Source organism: Edaphobacter paludis (assembly GCF_039993895.1).
GTDB classification, from domain to species: domain Bacteria; phylum Acidobacteriota; class Terriglobia; order Terriglobales; family Acidobacteriaceae; genus Edaphobacter; species Edaphobacter paludis.
This window is the reverse complement of the sequence record NZ_CP121194.1, coordinates 1,947,335-1,964,034: the sequence shown is the minus strand read 5'-3', so window position 1 is coordinate 1,964,034 and position 16,700 is coordinate 1,947,335. Positions and strand designations below refer to the sequence as shown.

The following is a 16,700-nucleotide window of genomic DNA, read 5'->3' as shown; positions in this document are numbered from 1 at the left end:
AACCCAAAGGTCGCAGGTTCAAATCCTGTCCCCGCAACCAATCAAATCAACAATTTACAAAAGTCTGAAACTACCTGCAGACTCCCATAAACTCCCAATAGCAAAAAGTGGAGTTCAGGCGCTCGGTTTCATCGGCTTGAGCACCATCTCCACGACCTTTCCATTCGCTTCCCGCTTCGATGACGACATCGCTTGTCCATAGACATTCATCGTCGTCTGGATGGAGGCGTGTCGCATCAGTTCCTGCTGCACCTTCTGCTCCTAATTCATTTTTGAGGGCCAGCCGCTGTGGGAGGGACATTGACCTTGTTCAGTTCAGCCGCAAAGAGTGGATTTTCAGGGAATTCCGTGGCCAGTTCCTTAAATTGTGCGCGGGCCACATCTCTCTTTCTTTCACGGATGGCCGCCAGGGCCAGCGTGAGCTTCGCAAACGGACGGAGATAATGACCGTGCTCGGCGGCGATCTCGAGTTGCTGAATGCCGACCCGTTTGTCAGCATGGATTCCAAGGAGGCTGAGAAAAAGCCTCTTGAAACCCGGAAGACTTCCGAGGACGTAATTCGCCTTGCCCAGTGTGAAGTAAGCGTCGGCAGCGTCCGGCGCGATCGCCAATAGTTTTTTAGCATATAGATCCGCCTCTCGGGTCTTTTTCAGGCTCTCCATCTGTTGCTTATCAATCAGACTGGCATAGTCGGCCTGCATGCCCAGGCTTAGAGTCATGGCGAACAGAGCATTCGTATCGTCAGGGTTTGTCCTCAATCGCAATTGCGCCTGATCCTGGGCCTGTTTGTCCGCGGCGAAGAAGGCTGCGCGTCGTTCCGGGTCCGGGGCAAGAGGGATTTTGCTAAGAAAACGCTTATTGTCCAAGAAAAACGCGGAGGTTAAAACTCCTTGTCGATAGCACTCCTCAAATAAATAGCTCGCAGCTTCCGAAGCACTCGCAAGAGGATCTTCTGGGTGGGTTTTCTGCCAGGCCCTAAACTGGGCGCGAGCTTCTACCGTTTTTAATTCGTACAGAAGATGAAAACCGGTTTCGAGTTCCGGCACATGCAAGACCTCCGTCGGAGTTTGTCCGGAGAATGCCGGTGCCGCTATAGCATCAGGAACCCCAACCATCAGCATGACGCATAGAAGCAAAAAACGAGAAAGACGATAGCGCCGGTTGAGAGTATTCGATATACATATCATCGTCGTCGCACCAGAATTTAAACGGCTCAGCTTCGCTGAGCATACTCTGAGCAGATAGGCCCCATTTGAGAGGGATCGCGTTAAAAGTATTGAACGGGACCCCTCTCAGAGACAGTTCAATGTGAACGGATGGGGATCAAAAAAGGAAATCCATTGCTTATGAAAGTGCAAACACTCATTTATCCTGGTTTCGCATTGATGGGAGTTTTCTCTTTGGCTAGAGCGGCAGGCGTTGATTCTCCTCTTGATTCGGTTCCGAACGTTGACCTAAACCGCTACGTTGGGCGCTGGTATGAGATTGCAAAGTACCCCAATCGTTTCGAGCGCAAGTGTGCCAGCGACGTGAAGGCGACATATGCCATCCGTGCCGACGGCAAGATCAGCGTAGTGAATAGCTGCATAACTCACGAAGGCAAGCTTACCCAATCGCGCGGTTGGGCCAAGGTAGTTGACCGGAAAACTTGCTCTAAGCTCAAGGTGACATTCTTCTGGCCGTTCTTTGGCGACTATTGGATTATCGACCTCGGCCCGAATTATGAGTATGCCGTGATCGGGGAACCAAGCCGAAAATACCTATGGGTTCTGAGCCGCACTCCGAAGATGGACGATACGCTCTATGCTGAACTTACGAATCGCCTAGCGGCCAAGGGTTATGATGCGGCAAGGCTTGAGAGGACGAAGCAGACGTATTGACGGTGGTCTTCGGCGCATTCTGTAGAGACGCTTCCCCGCCCACCCGAGCCCAGACGTGAGCCAGATCATGCCGTTCACCGCGGCACTGTTGGGGTTTGGGAAGACCCAGGTTCCCTTCTCTGCTCGGACACCGGTTCTGCCATGCCAGCATTACTGCGGCAAAGGCCAGGTCCAGCGCAACCAGTGACATAAGCCGCGTCATCTCCCCTGTGATGCTTGCACTATCCGGGCAGACGCAACGAGTCTATCTTGCGGCATCGCTTCAGCGAATGAGTGATGCTGATCACAGCCCCGACAGGCAAACCAGTTATAGAAATTGATTGTCTCTGGGGTCTAGATCAGCGAGCAATTACAGTTGCCAATAAACTGCCGGGAAAAGAGAACTCGAAATGGCCATCGACCGAATCATTGAAGAATCACTGAACTCCATCAGACAGGTTTCGGAACTCGCGGAAGTGGCAAAGCCTCCTTGTCTTTCGATCTATCTCTCTGCTTACTCTCCTGAAAACGACTCCATTCGCTTCGATGCGCAGTTTAAGGCCGCGCTGCAGCTTGCAACGCAAAAGCTGGGTTCAACCGCTGTGCTTGCTGACGGCGATGATCTCCCACTAGAACAACTGCGCCAATTTGCGAAAGAGAGGCGGTGGGAGAAAGAACGAGGCGGCTTGGCATTTTTTTGCGCACGAAATTTGATCCGCATCTTTCGAACTTCGCATGTCGTATCGGAGTCGGTGCATGTTGGCAACGACTTCCACATCACGCCTTTGTTGTCGGTTCTCTCCAAGCCTACTCAATTTATCATTCTTGCTCTTAGCGAGAAACACGTTCGACTACTCCGGTGCAGCAATTTTGAAGCGGTCGAGGTGGATCTTCCCGCATCGATTCCTCGAAGCGTTGAGCAAGCCGGAGCATTTGACAAACCCGATCATGATCTGGAGGCCCGCTCGGCGGCCGGATCCGCGCCCGGTAGTCGCAGCAGGATTCACTTTGGAACCGGTACGGCGGAAGAGAAGACCGAAGAATACATCTCTCACTTTTTCAGAATAATCGACCACGAGATAAACCAGCGCTATAGGGGAGAAGAGTTGCCCCTGATATTGGCTGCAGTCGAACGCGAACTGGCGATATATAAGAAGCTAAGCAACTATCCGCATCTGCTTGAGGGAAACATTCAGGGGAGCCCGGAGAGGGTTTCCAACTCCGACCTCCATCACTCAGCGCTAAAAGTCCTGGATGATGAGGCTGCTGTTGACGAGACAAATCTCCTGTCGCAGTTCGCAGAAAAACAATCGAGCGGCCTGACCCTGACCGGCATCCCCTCCATGCTCACTGCCGCTCGTTCCGGTCATATTCAACTCTTGTTGCTTAGTGAGCAAAACAGAGCTTCTGATCAAGAAGAATTGCTAAATTTGATTGCGCTGGAAACTCTTCGTCATGGCGGCCACGTTGCAACCTTCGCCCATCAACAACTGCCCTCAGGGGGTTCCGCAGCTGCGATCCTGCGGTATAAGGCTTTTGACGCGACGGCACAAGTAAAAGATCGTTAAGGTATTCACCAGGACCAAGTGGCTGCACTCGCGACAATGGAGACGTGCTGGTTCTTGCGGCCTCGATATCTGCAGTATTGAAGCGCAATCTGGGGTGCCCGGCTCAATGGAAGTTTTTGGGGGAGAACATGAGGGTCTTGGTGTTCATACATACGTTCGAGTCAAAGCGCATAACATGCGTAGCAACACGGATCGAGTGGCACAGATGAGTGACCTTTTGGAGATCGTACGAGCAAGACATTCGGCGCGCGAGCCATTCGATCCGCAGCTCCCCATTTCGAGGCAAGACCTGGAGAAAATCCTCGAAGCGGCTCGCTGGGCCCCCACGGCTCACAATATGCAGAACTTCGAGATCGTCGTAGTTGATGACCAACAACGATTGCAGGCCATCGGGAGTATCGGCTCGCAGGTATCCGAAACTTTTTTGCGTGAGAATTACCTGCAGATGTCTTTCTCCGAAGAGGAACTGTTAAACAAGAAAACTGGCGTGTTGGCCAGCATGTTCCCCGCCTCCTGGCGTAAGCCCGATGCCACGCCCGATGCCGCAATCGAAATCCTGCATTCATTCCTGGGCGATGCACTTCAACAGAGTACTCTCCTGCTTGTCGTCATTTACGATGCGACCCAGAGAGCTCCGGCTTCCGAGGGAGATGTGCTGGGGATGATGAGTCTGGGCTGCGTAATGGAGAACATGTGGCTCATGGCTCAATCGTTAGGCATAGGGTGCCAGATATTGAGTACTTTCAGCACAGCGGGCGTGGAAGGCCAGGTGGGAGCCATTCTGAATATTCCCCCTCCTATGAAGATCGCATTTGCCTGCCGCTTTGGCTTTCTGGCATCGAAGCCAGCTAAATACCTTCGGGTGCGTCGCGATATCGACGACTTCGTACATCACAACCGGTTTGGCAATCGGGGCTTTGACTGACCCTTTACGGCTATACAGATGAGGTGGATCGTGGACGAATCGAACTTGTCGCCACGTAAACGCAACAACGACGACCCAAAGAAACACCAGGAACAAAGTGGGCGGCAGTTTCGTTTCGGTATCGGCTACCTGATCACGAGTCTGCTTGCGTTATGGTTGATTCAGCTGTTGACCACGGTTCTTTTCAGCGGAGCCACGGAGATTCCTTACAACGAGTTCAAGAAGAAGCTGGCTGCTGGACAACTTGTAAATATAACCATCGGTGCAAGGAGTATCGATGGGAAGATGAAGAACCCTACGCCAAATGCTTTCCCTCCTACCGTGCCGTTCACCGCCTTTCCTGCGCCGGCAGGCGACCCAAAGCTAATCGAAGAGCTACAGAACGCAAATATTCCTTACCGATTCGAGCGTCCTCCCAATCCCATCGGCGAATTCTTGCTCGGCTACCTGTTGCCAATGGTGATGCTTGGCGGGTTCTGGTACATGGGGTACAGGCGAGCGGCCGGAGGCGCGGGCGGCATCTTTGGAGTTGGCAGGAGCAAAGCGATCGAGGTTAAGCCTGAGGACATCTCCGTCACTTATAAGGATGTTGGCGGAGCTGATGAAGCAATTGCCGAACTCCAGGAGATTATTCAGTTTCTGAAGGCGCCTGAGCAATTTGCTCAACTGGGCGGGCACATCCCTAAGGGAGTATTGCTGGTCGGGCCGCCGGGAACGGGCAAGACTCTGCTAGCCAAGGCCACGGCCGGAGAAGCCAAAGTTGCCTTCTTCGAAACCAGCGGCTCGGAATTTGTAGAGATGTTTGTGGGGGTCGGCGCTGCGCGCGTGCGAGACCTGTTCGAGCAGGCGCGGAGGGCTGCTCCGGCAATTGTTTTCATTGATGAGATCGATGCCATCGGCCAAAGCCGGGGAGGTGTCATGCGCCTAGGCAGCAACGACGAGCGCGAGCAGACCCTGAACCAGTTGCTGGCCGAGATCGACGGCTTCAAAACCGATGCCAGCGCCCCAGTCATCATCATGGCGGCTACCAACCGTCCGGAGGTGCTCGACCCGGCGCTGCTGCGTGCCGGCCGCTTTGACCGACAGATCGCCATTGGAAATCCGGACCTTATCGGCCGGGTGGAGATCCTGCGGATTCACAGCAAGCGAGTAAAACTCGCGGCGGATTTTGACATCGAGCGGGCTGCGCGGATGACGGCTGGCTTCAGCGGAGCAGATCTTGCGAACGCCATGAATGAGGCTGCGCTGCTCGCCGCCAGGCACAAGGCTGTCGCCGTTACATTGAACGATTTCGAGGTTGCGATAGAGCGGGTGGTCGCAGGCTCGGAGAAAAAGAGCCGGGTAATGAATGAGCAGGAACGGAAAACGGTTGCGTACCACGAGTCAGGCCACGCACTGGTGGCCGAACTGGTGCCCCATGGCGAACCGGTCAGCAAAATTAGCATCGTTCCTCACAGCCGCGGAGCGTTAGGCTACACCATGCAGATGCCAACCGAAGACCGTTATCTCCTCACGATCGACGAACTAAAGGACAGGATCGCCGTGATGTTGGGCGGACGTGCCGCCGAGATCGTTGAGTTTCAGATCATCAGCACCGGGGCCAGCGACGACATTATGCGAGCGACGGAACTCGCCCGCCGCATGGTTGTCGAATACGGCATGAGCGAGAAGCTCGGGTCGGTACGCTACGCGGGCCAACAACTGCAATACCTGGGGACATCCGTCGAGGACAACAGCCAGATAAGTCCAGAGACGCGCCAGGCGATCGATGAAGAAGTCCAGCGCTTGATAACTGAACAATATCAGCGAGCCCAAGCGTTACTGAAGGACCACCGCGAGGGCTTGAAGACGTTGGCTCAGCAACTGCTGGCGCAAGAGACCGTGAGCGGCAATGCCGTAAAAGAAGCACTAGCGAAAAACTCGGCGTCTGAAGCCATTGCCACGAGCAAACATGGAGAAGAATCGCGCAAAGCGGTAGAGGTTTGAGGGTTCAGGACTGCGCTTGGAGCGGCGCGGATGCCGATTATGCCGCAGACGCTTGCGAGGACTTTGGCGCGGCGATCGAGCCAAGGATTGGCCTCCCGTGCCAGTAGAGGTGGTTTGCGCGGCTACGGCGCGACGTGGAACGCCTATTACGCAAGGACACGGATCGACGCGTGCCGCGCCAACTTCTGCTGCAACCTTGACTATTGGAACTGTCTTCCTGAAAAGGAACTAGCCGATGTCGTCAAAACTCCGATCTTCAACGAGCCAAAGATTTCGCCTCAGAAGATTGATCGGCCGGTGGGTCTATTAGAAATCGAAGGACTACAACGGTGCCGCATTTGCTTGATGAGGTGGTACTGCGCAGTTGAATAATACCTCGGTTATTTTCAACCAGGCCTTGGGTGATCCAAAGCCCAAGACCCGTACCCCCAATGCCTTTCGTCGTGAAGAAAGGCTCAAATATTCGAGCCAGAATTTCCTTTTCAATTCCGATTCCTGTATCTGCGACTGTGAGACGAACGCACTTCGTGCCAGTTCGCCAATCAGTAGCATCTCGAGCCCGAAGCAGGAGTCTGCCTCCCTTCTTCATTGCATCGTAAGCATTCGCCACAATATTTACGATAATTTGCCGAAGTTCGCCCTCGTAACAATATAGAGAGGAAGCTCTCCTTGTTTCGATTTCAGCCGTGATTCCGCTGTTGATCATACGAGCCCGGTACAAACCCAAGACGGACTCAAAGAGAATACGCAGATCAAGAGGGGTGCGATTGCTGCTCTGCCGGTGGAATTGAAGTGTGTGAGCCGCAATATGAGAAACTCGCGCCAATTCCTCCTGGGCAGTCTGAACCAGGTCTCTAGCTTGGGTGCCCTCGACCTCTCCTGCAAGGATGTACAGAAGGTTGGTGATCGCTTCGAGCGGGTTGTTGATCTCATGTGCGATCGAACTTGCGAGTCGGCCTACCGAAGCTAATTTTTCGGTTTGAATGAGAGCTTTCTCTGATAGCTTGCGAGCCGTAATATCCCGAATGATCGCTGAAAAAGCAACGAGAACTCCAGGCGCCTCCATATGTGCCGTGAGACTGAGAGAAAGTTGGATGGAACGTCCACTTTTGTGAAATCCTTCCAGCTCGAACGTTTGGTCCGCGCCCGAATGAAGGATCGAAGTAGCTCTCGCGAACTCGATCTGTCCGCTGTCGCGGAGAAGCAGTGAAGCCAGTTCTTGCCCTAAAACTTCATCTCGCTGCCAACCGAAAATTTGAGCCGCGCCGCGATTCCAGTTCCGAATCACGCCTTTATCCGTCAGGGTAATGATCGCGTCGGAGGAACGGTGCACGACCTCGGCAACTTGTTCCGAGCTCTTTCGAGAACGAAGCAACTCCTCTTCATACGCCCGGCGCTGGCTTGCTTCAAACACAGCCATCACAATGTCAATTTGAGAGCCGAAAGCGTCACGCCGAGCTATAGCATTCACGAAAACAGGAACGCGGCTTTTGTCAGCACGTATCAGTTCGAAGGAGATTTCATCGAGGTACCCGCGAAGGATCAAACTCGGGGCAAACTGAGTCTCATAAAAAATCGCTGCTCCGCGAGTGAGCAGCTGTTGGAACCGAAGGTTCTTCAGATCCGGGAGAGCGAGTTGGGTCAGGGATAGAAAACGCTCATTTGCGTACAGCAGGGTTCCATCCATCTTCATAACCAACTGACTGGAAGGAGTGTCGCAAATAAGTTGACTGAAGAACGCCTCGGAAGGAGCTTCTATTTCTGTCTCCTCTAAAGAAACGCCAGAATCTCTCGGGTTACCTCTTTCGGGGAGCTCATGTGCGGACAGTGACCTGTCGCGTCCATCACCGCGTATTGGCTTCCCGGGATGCATTGGTGTACATATTCTCCCACGCTGGCGGGCGCGATCATATCCTTTACGCATTGCAAGATCAGCGTACGTGTTTTGATCTGCGGGAGGTCCGCCCGGTTGTCCGAGAGAAACGTCACCCGAGCAAAGTGGTGTGCCAAAATCGGGTCCATTCTGCAAAAACTGGCTTCCAGTTCCCCGGCTAATTCTGGTGACTCCGGGTTTCCCATAATCACGGAAGCCATCGTAGCTGACCACGCCATATGGTTGCTTTCGAGTGAAGATAGAAGACCATCAATGTCCTCTTTATCGAATCCACCGATGTAGTCACCATCGTTGATATAACTTGGCGACGGCCCAATCATCACCAGGGAGTCGAAACGATCCGGTTCTCGGTTGGCTGCAAGAGCTCCAATCATGGAACTCACCGAATGCCCAACGAAATTGACACGTTCAATTTCCAATTCATGGAGAATTTCGAGTACATCCGATGCGTATCCGTTCAAAGTACTGTACCGGGTGCGATCAAAAGCGGATGCGTCGGAAGAGCCGGAGCCGACGTAATCAAAGAGAATGACCTTGAATTTGTCCAGGAAGGAGGGGTACACATGCCGCCACATGCTTTGGTCACAGCCATACCCGTGAGCAAACATGAGCACTCGATCGCCTGTTCCCAGTACATGTACATTGTTTCGTTGCAGGGCCTTCATCATGTCCTTATAAGCCACTTTAGGCCTTATTTATCGACTGCTCAAGATTCCTATGATACGTGGGCCCACGACCAACCGCAAAAAGGCAGGTAGGTACCAGAGAGGCTTTTATGATTGCGTGCGCCTCCTAGAGATCATGGCGTACTCGTGCCAGGAGGCCCGCAGCCCCTCTTCCGTCTCACCAGGGTCAGTCGTCATGTACCAATACAGGAAGCCGTCTGCTGCCTCACCTGCCTAATACCTTTATCGAAGAAACCCTAGCGACTTCATCCGGCAGACAAGGGATACCTGAGCAGACACTACTGCTTTACGATCACCATCGGGGCCGTTGAGGACCTGCTCCACCGTCATCACTTCGTGCAAAGAATGACTAGGATTGCTAATTAAGCAAAGATACGGCCTCATCCATGTAGGCGAAATCCACTGGATTTTTGCTTCGGCTGACACCAACTCACTAGGCAGAGAAACTTCCAAATTGTTCATTTGATCTTTCTTATGCTGATTTTGTGCCAGCCAAGCATACACCTCAGTTGCAGGAAGAGTCTCAACCGCCGAAAAGTGGGGCCTCGTCCTTCCACACCGACCATCCACCAGCAGAGAATTTATTTTCTTGATCAGTTCCCTCTCGCCGGGACAGGCTTTTGAAATCGTCGGATTTTAGTCCGGTACGAGCGGCAGCGCATCTCAGAAGTTAAAAGCGGCCTGAAGGTCGATGCTGCGATTGGCAGCGGCCGAACCGAAGAAACCTCCGGAGATTGCAGTGGACTGGCCAAAGCGCGCCGAATCGAGCACGCCTACCGGCGCCGCCAGACTTACATGGTTGAACACGTTCCGACTCATCGCAGAGAATGTCAGCGAGTAACGGCGAGGAGGCGCCTGATCAAGCCTTGGCGGACCGTTGTTGCCGCTCAAGCCTCCCGGCCCAAGGCCGCCGCCGGGACCGCCTCCGCCAGGACCGCCGGGCCCCCTTGGACCGCCGCCAAAAGATCCGGCACCAGCGCCGCCTTCGACCCGCGGGCCGATGCCAAAGGTCTTACTCACGCGCAGATTCATACTGAACTGTGCCGGACCGACACCGGCGTTATAAGGAATCCGGGCTGCACCCGCGTCCGGATTAAGATCGAAATTTCCGTAGACAGTCTGCAGCGTGTCGGTGCTGCTTTCGGTTGCATAGGAGGGGCGATCGTTGTATTGGTTGTCCCCGTTGAGGTCCTGGCCGACCGTGATATTGAATGGACTGCCGGAGTTTGCGACAAGGAAGGGGCTGACCGAGATTCCGAACGGGGCGATGTAATTGCCACCGAGCAGAAAGCGATTCCGCACATCGAAGGTCGCTCGTCCGTAGTCACTTCCCGGATTTGTCTGATTGGAAGGAAAGTAGGTCGCGCCTGAGGTGTCTGCCTTCGCTGAGCTCAACACGTAGAAGCCGAAGAGAGATACCTTCCTCGCTTTGATGGAGTAATTGAGCATCAGTTGATTCTGGTTATAGACACCGCCCGACTGGAACTGATAGATGTTCTCGTTAATCCCGTTGGGCCTGACTCCCGTTCCCGTTGTCGCGTTGTAGGTTGAAGCGATGTACGCGTTCGTGTTGTCGCTTAGGTATTGATGTACTCCGCGCGAGTTAAGGTATGTTACCGAGAGTGTCACCGCCTTTCCGAACTGATGATCGACCCCAACCGCCGCCTGCATATTGACGGCGGTCTTCAAATTTGGGGCGACGGTATAGAGCGTTGGAGCAGTCGTGTTGGTGCTCGATAGCACGGATGCTGAAGGGGCGTCGCCCACCGTGAAGGTGGGGTTCTTCACGACGTACTGCCGCTGGTTGATGCCGTTTTGATGGATGGCATCCAGAACGTACGTCGGAGAGAATCGGTCGAAAAACCAGCCATAGCCAGCGCGGAAGACTGTGCTTGCCTTCTTGCCATTGCGCGCCCCAGGTGCGTATGCGACCGAGAGGCGAGGAGCCCAATCGGAGTGATCACTGATTCGGTTCTGGCCTTCATAGCGCAGGCCGTAGCTCACCGTGAGGTTCGGACGCGCCGTCCAATCGTCCTGAAAAAAGAGCGCGGCGTCGAACAGATTGACACCCGCTTTGGAACTGCCGACGGTCACGTTGTACTCCGATGGTCTACCCGCGGCATAGGCAGCCAGAGACTGGTAGATGTAGTTCCCATTGAAACCGGAGGTTGAAGAATTGATCTCGTGAGTAAGCCGCAACCGGCCGCCGAAGTTCAGCGCGTGTCTTCCTTCGGCTGATGTGATGTAATCCTGCAACTCGAATCTATCCTGATTGTCTCGGACGGTTCCCGAGTTGCTTCCGCCCCCCGTGAATGCGCCCTGTACCGTGATCGTCGGGTCAGTAGAGGATGCAATCTGGCTGTCGCGGTCCGCCGTGTATTGAAAGCGTGTCTCGTTGACAATCTTCGGGCTCAGGATCTGGGTGTCGCTGATCTGCACCGTGTTCTCGTAGTTGAGGACGTTGTAAGCCTGGCTCTGCAGTGCAAATCCAGTGACACCGCTGTTGTTTTCTTTCTGACGATCGAACATGTAGCGCACGCTGAGTGTATTGTTTGCGCCGAGTTGGAAATCAAGGCGAGGACTTATGTCGATTCGTGACTGGGGGTTGGGAACCGCCAGCGTGAAGTTCTGTGTCGTCCCGTCGGTACCAAGGATGTCGGCGTTGATGATTGAGTTCGATTGGTTGTCGCGGCGGAAGACACTGGTAAACCAGGATGCGCTTTTGCTTAAGGCACCGCTCGCATTTCCGGTTAGAAAGGACGAGTAATAAGAGGGCTCTTTGGTGACGAATGGGTTGAGCGAATTGAACGCTTTATCGTTCCCGTTCACCATAAACGACCCATGGAATTTATCGGTCCCCGGCTTTGTCAGAATTTCGATTCGGCCGTAGCCGAGTTTGTCATACTGAGCGGAAAACGGATTGCGGTTGATGCGGATCTCGCGGATGGAACTCTTTGGAGGAAGCTGTCCACCCGTGAATCCGTCGATATAGATCTGACCGCCGCTTGGTCCGGCAGTCGGGCCAGCAAGAGCGGACAATTCATTTTGAAGATCGTCCGGGTCGTCTGACAGTGCGTCCAGATCTTTGCCTTTGATGACCAGCGCGCTTGCATTGTCGTCTGGACTGGTGCTCACAGTGGAACTCTCAGCGGTGACCTGGACCTCCGACTCGACGGAGATCTCCAGCTTCAGGTTTTGGCTCGTTACCTTCCCGCCGAACACATCGACGTCATTCACCGTCGCTGGCGTGAAACCCTTTGCGTTGACACTCAAGGAGTAGCGTCCGGGAACCAGGCGCATCATCTCGAATGTTCCGGCTGCACCGCTTTTGATCTTGCGCGAAAACCCGCTGGAGTTCGCGAGTGTGACCTCGGCCTGAGGCACGAGCGCTCCGGATGGGTCGCTGACCGTTCCTCTGATGGTCCCTGTAGCCACTTGTGCGAACGCGGGGATGGGGAGACACACAATCAAAAACAGGTATGGAATTAGTTGAGAAGCAGTAATTTTTTTCATTATCGTTACCTCTTCGTGGCGTATCTCAAGAACACCGCATCGCATGATCCCGTGCGGTTACGTTGAGTAACGCTCTGTAACGGTTTGTAACGAAGCTCTTGACCATTTGTTACATGAAGAGTCTCAACACTGAGGGCTGAGAGGGGTACCCTAAGGGAGAAAGTTTGTGAGGCAATGGAAGATATTCTTCTGATCGATGATGACGTCGAGTTGTGCGACATGTTGACGGAGTACCTCGGCCGCTACGATCTGCGCGTTCGTGCGGTCCATCGAGGGGACGCCGGGCTCGAAGTCGCTAAGGGCCGTCAATGGTCCATGATTCTCCTGGACGTAATGCTGCCCGGTTTAGACGGTTTCGAGGTCCTCAAACAGATCCGAAGTTTTTCGACCGGAAGCGTTCTCCTTCTGACAGCGCGCGGAGAAGATGTTGATCGCATCGTCGGACTTGAGATGGGAGCGGATGACTACCTTGCCAAGCCCTTCAACGCACGTGAACTTCTCGCACGTATTCGTGCGATTCGACGCCGAAGTTTGGTCCCGGTTGTGGGAGATAAGTCCTCGGCTGTTGTCGTCGAGGACCTGGTGCTTGACCCCGCAGCACGGACTGTAAGGCAGAACGGTGCACAGATCGATCTGACTGATGTTGAATTCACACTGTTAGAAGTTCTGATGCGATCACCCGGCAAGGTAGTGGAGCGCGAAGGCCTGGCAGAAGAGGTGCTCGGTCGCAAATTCAACCCATTTGATCGGAGCCTGGATATGCACGTAAGCCGCCTTCGTAAGAAACTGGCTGGGGATGGCCGTAGTGATGATCGCGTGAAGACAGTGCGAGGGACAGGTTATCAACTCGTCTTGCGCCGAACTCCCGCAAGCGGGCGGAGCTGACGTATGCGCGGATTATTCTTCAAGATCTTTGCAATCTTCTGGCTCGCTCAAAGCTTAATCTTCGTCATCTCAACGACGTTGATCGTCCGGCAACGTTTTCCAGGTCCAAATATTCTTTCCGATGCACTCGACAGTAATCTTCAACACGATGGCGCTGTTGCTCTTCGAGCCTATGAAGCTGGCGGTTGCAGTAGCTTTGCAGCTAACGCCACGCGCCACGAACCCTCCGGTTCGGCGCTCCTCGATCAGAGTGGGCACACCGTCTGTCGCACTTCGAACGCACTTTCGCTAAGGGATTTAGTTCCACGTTTCCCTGATAGGGTCGACGGAAGGATGGTAGCGAGTGGTTATGTCTGGCTTGTTCCGGTTGTGTCCACCAACGGCACGCACTACGAGTATGTCTGGTTTCAGCCTCCCTCGAGTCGACCACAGCGGCACGGGTGGAATCTTATGCATTTCGCGTTCCCGCAACTGCCCGTTGCGATCGCCGTGGGTGGCCTGACAACTTTTGTCTTGGTGCTTCTATTCAGCCGTCCCCTCGTACGTTTACGGAAGGCGGCGCGTGAACTCGCTGGGGGAAATCTCAGCGCGCGCGTCGAAGAAGCACCTTCAGGCCCATTAAGGCCAAACTCGGATGAGTTCCAGGGTCTCGTCCACGACTTCAACCACATGGCAGAAAGGCTCGAGTCCCTGGTCGGTGCTCAAAAACTTCTATTACGCGACGTCTCTCATGAGCTTCGCTCGCCGCTCGCAAGATTAAGTGTCGCCCTCGAGTTGGCACATGAGGATGCGGCACCTGAACTCGGCAAGCACTTATCGCGCATCGAACGAGAAGCTGAAAGACTCAACCAACTCGTCGGTCAGTTGCTCACCCTATCCTCGATGGAGGCACGGGAGAACACCACAGGGTTCAAACCAATCTCCCTCAATGAAATCTGCGAGCAGATCCTGCCGGATGCCGAATACGAAGCGCAACGGCGTCCCTGCACCGTCGTTCTGGCGCAGGATAGTGATTGCACGATCCGCGGCGATTGGGAGCTGCTGTACCGCGCAATTGAAAATGTAATTCGCAATGCACTTCGTTACACATACCCGAATACCGTGGTTACGATCCGGATCACCGAGATGTCTGTGGAGGCGAAGCGGTTTGCAAAGATTGAAGTGGACGACTGCGGCCCTGGCATACTGGACGCCGAACTGGAACACATCTTCCGGCCCTTCTACCGCGTTGATCAGGCACGCAGTTCTTCTACTGGCGGCTTTGGCGTCGGTCTGGCGATAACAGAACGTGCCGTCAGACTTCATGGGGGAACCCTGCGAGCGACGAACCGGCTGGAGGGCGGCACCTGCATCCAGATGATATTTCCCACCAATTGTCAAGCAATGAAGCCTCCCACAATTGGGACGCTATAGAACTTAAGCAGCCTTCGTTGGCGAAGGCTGCTTCGCGATGGACTAAAGCATAGCAGCCAAACCGAGCATGGTCTATCCCCCGAAGGACGTAGACATAGCCGACGTGTACACTGCTACGCTAGACTCAGACCTCGGGGATTACAACGTATCTCGGAACTTCAACCAAGGCCTAAGAACAAGAGGCTTCGGTTATGCAGAAACACAATAGCTACAAGATCTGGTTAGTAGCATTCCTACTTATTTTTGTTACCACCGGATGTAAAGACCTAGACAAGAATCCCGGTACTCCCGGACTCAACTTACCTACCGTAGTTTCCGTCAGCCCTTCGAATGGCACCACTGCTGCCTGTGGTCTCAGCGTTGTGAATGCCACCTTCAGCGAAGCGATGGATCCTTCCACGATCAACGGCACCACCTTCACGTTGGCCGGACCGAATGGAACAGCAGTATCGGGACAGGTTTCCTACAATTCCACAAATAAAACGGCGACTTTTACTTTATCCGCGCCTCTTGCCGAAAATACGAAATATACGGCGACAATCACCACAGGCGCCAAAGATCTGTACGGAAACGCAGTCGCCAGCAATTATGTGTGGAGCTTCACTTCGGGCATATGCATCGTGATTCCACCGCCCGTTTTGCCCACAGTCGTAACAGTGGGACCGATCAATGGCAGCCAGACTGCATGTATAAGCACGGTTGTTACCGCAGCCTTCAACGAACAGATGAAGTCTTCTACCATCAATGCTTCTACCTTTACAGTAATGGGGCCGAACAACTCTTCTGTGACAGGCACGGTTACTTATAATTCTTCAGGCAATATCGCGACGTTCACCCCATCTTCCTCCACTCCCCTGGTTGTCGGCGCGCAGTATACGGCCACCATCACAACGGGAGCCCAAGATGCGGCGGGCGACGCCTTAGCGAGCGACTATGTCTGGAATTTCACGACATCCGCTTGCACTGTGCCGGTTGTGCCAACAGTGGTTACGGTTACTCCTGCCAATGGAGCTTGTCCGAACACGCTGGTCACGGGCACTTTCAGCGAAGCAATGAACCCAACCACGATCAATAGCAGCACTTTCACTCTTGCTGGAGCGGGCGCCGCAGGAACCGTGAGCTACGATCTGCCCAGCCTGACGGCAACCTATACCCCGAGCGCGCCGCTCTCGCTGAATACCTCGTACACCGCCACAATCACGACGGGAGCCAAGGATCTCTCCGGCAATGGGCTCGCAAACGACGAGGTTTGGACCTTCACAACCTCAAGTGTGGCGTGCCAACAGGCCGTTCCTCTGAACTCAGCGGCTAATTTTCTGGTGCTCGCGGGATCGACTGTGACGAATACGGGCCCAACCAGTCTCACAGGCGGAAACCTCGGACTTAGCCCGGGATCGGCGGTCACGGGATTTCCTCCAGGAACGCTTACCCCACCGGCAGCCATGTTCCTGACGGATCCGACTGCAGCACAGGCGCAACTGGATTTGACAGCCGCTTATAACTACGCGGCCGGAGTCCAGGGAGCGGCAGTTCTGCCGGGAGACATGACCGGCCTGACCTTCACACCGGGAGTGTACAAGACGTCCAGCACTGTCCAACTATCGTCAGGCAATGTGACTCTAGACGCTCAAGGCAATCAGGATGCTGTCTTCATCTTCCAGGTCGGCTCTACGCTAACGACGCTAGGTTCCACGCAAGTCATTCTCGCGGGAAAGGCGCAGGCAAAGAACGTCTTCTGGCAGGTCGGCAGCTCGGCGACGCTTGGCACAAACTCCGCCTTTAGTGGGACGATCCTGTCTCTCCAATCGATCACATTGGATACCGGTGCGAGTCTGCACGGCAGAGCATTGGCCAGCAATGGCGCGGTCACCCTGGACAGCAACGCAGTTACTGCCCCCTAACTATGAGCAACCGGTAGACGACAGCCTAAAGCTGTCATCTACCGGGGCTGCGCTCCAATTCGCTCTCAAG

At 54.3% G+C, this 16,700-nt stretch carries 12 protein-coding genes; 7 read left to right on the top strand and 5 right to left on the bottom strand.

Annotated features, from left to right (window positions below):
• Positions 1-114: 114 nt before the first annotated feature.
• Together P4G45_RS08055 and P4G45_RS08050 are read right to left on the bottom strand one after the other, a co-directional pair.
• Complete coding sequence (locus tag P4G45_RS08055) at positions 115-252, bottom strand: hypothetical protein (RefSeq protein ID WP_348269156.1); 138 nt, start codon at positions 250-252, stop codon at positions 115-117.
• A gap of 14 nt (positions 253-266) precedes the next feature.
• Positions 267-1,046: a hypothetical protein gene (locus P4G45_RS08050; protein WP_348269155.1), complete on the bottom strand. Its 780-nt coding sequence runs from the start codon at positions 1,044-1,046 to the stop codon at positions 267-269.
• A 270-nt stretch (positions 1,047-1,316) separates the two neighbouring features.
• On the opposite strand from P4G45_RS08050, the gene P4G45_RS08045 reads away from it, so the two are divergent.
• The 4 genes from P4G45_RS08045 (at position 1,317) to ftsH (ending at position 6,338) form a co-directional block, all read left to right on the top strand.
• On the top strand, positions 1,317-1,880 hold the full coding sequence (locus tag P4G45_RS08045) for a lipocalin family protein (RefSeq protein WP_348269154.1): 564 nt from the start codon (positions 1,317-1,319) through the stop codon (positions 1,878-1,880).
• A gap of 389 nt (positions 1,881-2,269) precedes the next feature.
• Positions 2,270-3,427, top strand: a complete 1,158-nt coding sequence (locus P4G45_RS08040; protein ID WP_348269153.1) for a hypothetical protein — start codon at positions 2,270-2,272, stop codon at positions 3,425-3,427.
• Between the two features lie 205 nt (positions 3,428-3,632).
• Complete coding sequence (locus P4G45_RS08035; RefSeq protein WP_348269152.1) at positions 3,633-4,352, top strand: nitroreductase family protein; 720 nt, start codon at positions 3,633-3,635, stop codon at positions 4,350-4,352.
• A 30-nt stretch (positions 4,353-4,382) separates the two neighbouring features.
• Positions 4,383-6,338 (top strand): ATP-dependent zinc metalloprotease FtsH, encoded by a 1,956-nt coding sequence (gene ftsH / locus P4G45_RS08030; RefSeq protein ID WP_348269151.1) that lies wholly within the window; start codon positions 4,383-4,385, stop codon positions 6,336-6,338.
• 256 nt (positions 6,339-6,594) lie between these two features.
• Here the strand turns inward: ftsH and P4G45_RS08025 are convergent, their stop codons facing one another.
• From P4G45_RS08025 to P4G45_RS08015, 3 genes are all read right to left on the bottom strand, one after another.
• Positions 6,595-8,031: an ATP-binding protein gene (locus P4G45_RS08025; protein ID WP_348269150.1), complete on the bottom strand. Its 1,437-nt coding sequence runs from the start codon at positions 8,029-8,031 to the stop codon at positions 6,595-6,597.
• Positions 8,032-8,108: 77 nt separating this feature from the next.
• Complete coding sequence (locus P4G45_RS08020) at positions 8,109-8,900, bottom strand: alpha/beta hydrolase (RefSeq protein ID WP_348269149.1); 792 nt, start codon at positions 8,898-8,900, stop codon at positions 8,109-8,111.
• Between the two features lie 681 nt (positions 8,901-9,581).
• Positions 9,582-12,431: a TonB-dependent receptor gene (locus P4G45_RS08015; protein WP_348269148.1), complete on the bottom strand. Its 2,850-nt coding sequence runs from the start codon at positions 12,429-12,431 to the stop codon at positions 9,582-9,584.
• Positions 12,432-12,605: 174 nt separating this feature from the next.
• Between P4G45_RS08015 and P4G45_RS08010 the strand changes: the two genes are divergently transcribed.
• From P4G45_RS08010 to P4G45_RS08000, 3 genes are all read left to right on the top strand, one after another.
• Positions 12,606-13,316, top strand: a complete 711-nt coding sequence (locus P4G45_RS08010; RefSeq protein WP_348269147.1) for a response regulator transcription factor — start codon at positions 12,606-12,608, stop codon at positions 13,314-13,316.
• 3 nt (positions 13,317-13,319) lie between these two features.
• Positions 13,320-14,729, top strand: coding sequence for an ATP-binding protein (locus P4G45_RS08005; RefSeq protein WP_348269146.1), 1,410 nt, complete (start codon positions 13,320-13,322; stop codon positions 14,727-14,729).
• A gap of 191 nt (positions 14,730-14,920) precedes the next feature.
• Positions 14,921-16,630 carry an Ig-like domain-containing protein gene (locus P4G45_RS08000; RefSeq protein WP_348269145.1) on the top strand — a complete coding sequence of 570 codons (1,710 nt, stop codon included), beginning with the start codon at positions 14,921-14,923 and terminating at the stop codon, positions 16,628-16,630.
• Positions 16,631-16,700 lie beyond the last annotated feature (70 nt).

Coding starts and splice junctions, on each gene's coding strand:
- P4G45_RS08015 (WP_348269148.1), bottom strand. CDS start 12,431: ATGAAAAAAATTACTGCTTCTCAACTAATTCCATACCTGTTTTTGATT.
- P4G45_RS08040 (WP_348269153.1), top strand. CDS start 2,270: ATGGCCATCGACCGAATCATTGAAGAATCACTGAACTCCATCAGACAG.
- P4G45_RS08045 (WP_348269154.1), top strand. CDS start 1,317: ATGGGGATCAAAAAAGGAAATCCATTGCTTATGAAAGTGCAAACACTC.
- P4G45_RS08010 (WP_348269147.1), top strand. CDS start 12,606: ATGGAAGATATTCTTCTGATCGATGATGACGTCGAGTTGTGCGACATG.
- P4G45_RS08035 (WP_348269152.1), top strand. CDS start 3,633: ATGAGTGACCTTTTGGAGATCGTACGAGCAAGACATTCGGCGCGCGAG.
- P4G45_RS08025 (WP_348269150.1), bottom strand. CDS start 8,031: ATGAAGATGGATGGAACCCTGCTGTACGCAAATGAGCGTTTTCTATCC.
- P4G45_RS08000 (WP_348269145.1), top strand. CDS start 14,921: ATGCAGAAACACAATAGCTACAAGATCTGGTTAGTAGCATTCCTACTT.
- P4G45_RS08005 (WP_348269146.1), top strand. CDS start 13,320: ATGCGCGGATTATTCTTCAAGATCTTTGCAATCTTCTGGCTCGCTCAA.
- P4G45_RS08020 (WP_348269149.1), bottom strand. CDS start 8,900: ATGATGAAGGCCCTGCAACGAAACAATGTACATGTACTGGGAACAGGC.